Source organism: Mesotoga sp. UBA5825, assembly GCF_002432955.1.
In the GTDB taxonomy this organism is placed as follows: Bacteria; Thermotogota; Thermotogae; order Petrotogales; family Kosmotogaceae; genus Mesotoga.
Window position 1 is genome coordinate 1 of the sequence record NZ_DJHG01000061.1, and the last position, 2,892, is coordinate 2,892.

At 47.0% G+C, this 2,892-nt stretch carries 1 protein-coding gene; it reads right to left on the bottom strand.

Translation table 11 applies throughout. From position 1 onward, the window contains the following. Positions 1-103: 103 nt before the first annotated feature. Positions 104-2,377 (bottom strand): TOTE conflict system archaeo-eukaryotic primase domain-containing protein, encoded by a 2,274-nt coding sequence (locus B3N33_RS05725; RefSeq protein ID WP_292592448.1) that lies wholly within the window; start codon positions 2,375-2,377, stop codon positions 104-106. Positions 2,378-2,892: the final 515 nt, after the last annotated feature.

Below are 2,892 nucleotides of genomic sequence, written 5' to 3' on the forward strand. Positions count from 1 at the left end.
TTGCGTCCGCCGATGCTTTTCGGCGCCTTGCGTCTAATCAATTAGCATCACTTCCCGACGAAGTCGGCCTCGACTCTCGTGTTTATCTCTTCCTTACTTGATCTCACAGGACATCGATGAATTCTTTATATCCCAGAGCTTTATAGCCCTTCTTGCGGTTTTCAAACATCTTCTTCAGCATAGGGACATTCTCATCTACGTAGTCGTATATTCTGACCTCATGTTTTCCGAAGTTTTCTCTGTGCAGTCTTCCTGCATATTGCTGAAGAACACCCTTCCAGGAAATCGGAAAGGTGAGGAAGAGAGTGTCAAGTCTTGGATCATCGAATCCCTCCCCTAGATATCTTCCTGTTGAAAGCAGCGCGAGACCGTTGTCAGCGTTTCTGAAACTGTTGAGATTCTCGCTCTGTATCTTCTTTGACTGCTTCCCGTGTAAGAGAAAGATCCTGTTCTCCAAACCACCCAGCATCTCGTAAAGAGTCTCGATATGAAGAACCCTCTCAGAGAAGACTAGACAATACCTTCCTGCTTCTATGGCCTTCCTAATGTCGTTGCATATTAGGACATTTCTACCCCTATCGGTTTCGATCGCTTTGTAGATCTCTTTGGGTTTGGAATCTGGTTGTGTTTCAAGACCGGTCTGCCTAGGCACATACGTTCGTTCGAAGAAGAAATTCCCCTTTCTAGTGATCCTGTACCTAATAGGGCCGCACTGCATGAACATTATAGGGTCGTGGCCATCTCTTCTCTTTGGCGAGGCCGTCAGACCTGTCACATACTGCGCCGGAATGCTCCTGATAACTCTTTCAAGTGTGAAGGCGGGAATGTGCTGGCATTCATCGACGATAACATGCCCATAATCCGGAAGACTCTTCAGAGAATCCTCATTTCGGCTAAGTGTCTGTATTAGAGCAATGTCAAGAATCCCTTTTGCCGTATTCTTTCCTTGCCCAATCTGTCCTATCTCATCAGGAGCGACCTGCAGGAACTCTTGCACGCTCTCCTCCCACTGTCTCAGAAGCTCTCTTCGATGAACGAGAATGAGTGTGCTTCTCTTTCGCTGCGCGATCAAGTTCAAGGCGATTACAGTCTTTCCGGAACCCGTAGGAGCGCAGAGAATACCGAAATCATGCTCCAACATCTCATTGGCAGCCGTATCCTGTTCCTTTGTCAGATTCCCGCAGAAGGCGACATTGACATGACTTCCGCTGCAGCGCTTATCTTCAAGCTTCACATCGATTCCGTTGCTTTTCAGAAGGTCAATTGAATCGTCCAGACAGCCTCTCGGCAAGAGAAAGTCGATCTCATCTTCTTCTGCGCAGTTGATTCGTCTTGGTTTGTTGTAAGTGGGAAGCCTCATAGCCTGAGCCCTGAAAAACTCAGGATTGTCGAATGTGGCAAGCTTCAGCAACTCACCCATAATCGAGGGCGGCAAAGAATCCTTCTCAATCCTTATAACGCTGTCAAGCTTTAGAGTGACCTCTTCAGGAATCGGCTTAGTATTTACAACGGTCACAGAAAATCTGTTCCCGTCACTGTCATCAGAAATGTCTCGCAGAATACGCGCAACTTCTTTGTGGCTGATGCGTTTTATAGATGAGAGAAAGGCCCACTGATCATCATAGGGTTCGAAATCTTTATCCAGGAAAACTGTGTTTTCCGCTTTGCGCAACATTCCCTGCAGAGGGAGAGCGATCAGATTACCCAGTCCGCCCTTTGGCATAGTATCCTGGTTTGGAAAGAACCTGTCATAAGAGCTCAATGAGAGCCTCGGTCGATGTTCCAGGACCTTCGCGAGCAAAGAAAAGCCCATCTTTCTAGCGAGCGATGCCCTAATCGGCTCGCTAAAGAAGAACCAGAGATGACAACCCTTACCGGATCTCGATCTCTCCAAATACACCGGAACGGAAAAAGCTGCACATGCGTTCATGAAGGCACGTGCATCATCCATCCAGCTTTCTCCATCTAGATCGGCGGCAAGGAACCTGCATGTTTCGTCTTCAATGAGCGGATAAATACCTATCGAGATCTTTCCTGAAAGATGATTGTAGATCACCCGATCAGTAAGCGGCGCGAATTCTCTCGAATCGCACTGAGTGCACTTGATCTGAGGTTTCCTGCAAATGCCCTTCTTCCAGATGTTCTTGCAAACTGGCTGGTACCCGGAAGAACCATCTGCTCCTTCCCATCGAAGTGCATACAAATCCTGCCTGCCAAAGAAAAGAGATCTGTAGAGGGAAATCTTCTCATCAGGCGATGAATAGTGTGATACCTTCGAACTGCCATTTGTTCGGGCTGCCGTCTTCTGTCTCAAACGTTCATTAACGGCTTCAAGCTCCTCTATTCGTTTTTTCAGTCTCTGGAGATCATTGTCCATAAAGCAACTCCCTCATTTATAGTATACAAAAGATGACCGAAAAGTGCATTAGCCTACTCGTGTGGTTGTCAGGAATCAACTCCACTGATTCATGATGTTGAAGCAGAGGTTCTTGACGGCTTTTGTTCTGAATTCCAGTTACTGCAAAGCAAATCTGCAACGCTAAGATGTTCCTGAAGAGTCAACAACGCTCAGGAATTACTTTACATTTACGATCCCAATATATGAACTGTTTATATTGTGTGCAATTAAGAGCCAAGGAAGCAGAGGAAATGAACTGTGAGGTTACTGTCGGTTTTTGAAGATTCATCCGTTTCCATTGAGGAGGATTTCTGCGGTACGCTTTGAAGAGATCAGTCCTCCGTCAACAGTCCAAGAACAAGAACCTGTTCACCGCTAAGACCATTCGATCGAGAAAGAGCAATGTCGAGACGTTCGCTGCGCTCACGAGAAGGCGAGAATCAGAACCCTTCGACCCGTCATCCCGTAGAGCCCGCCCCAGAATCCACTCACTT

Coding starts and splice junctions, on each gene's coding strand:
- B3N33_RS05725 (WP_292592448.1), bottom strand. CDS start 2,377: ATGGACAATGATCTCCAGAGACTGAAAAAACGAATAGAGGAGCTTGAA.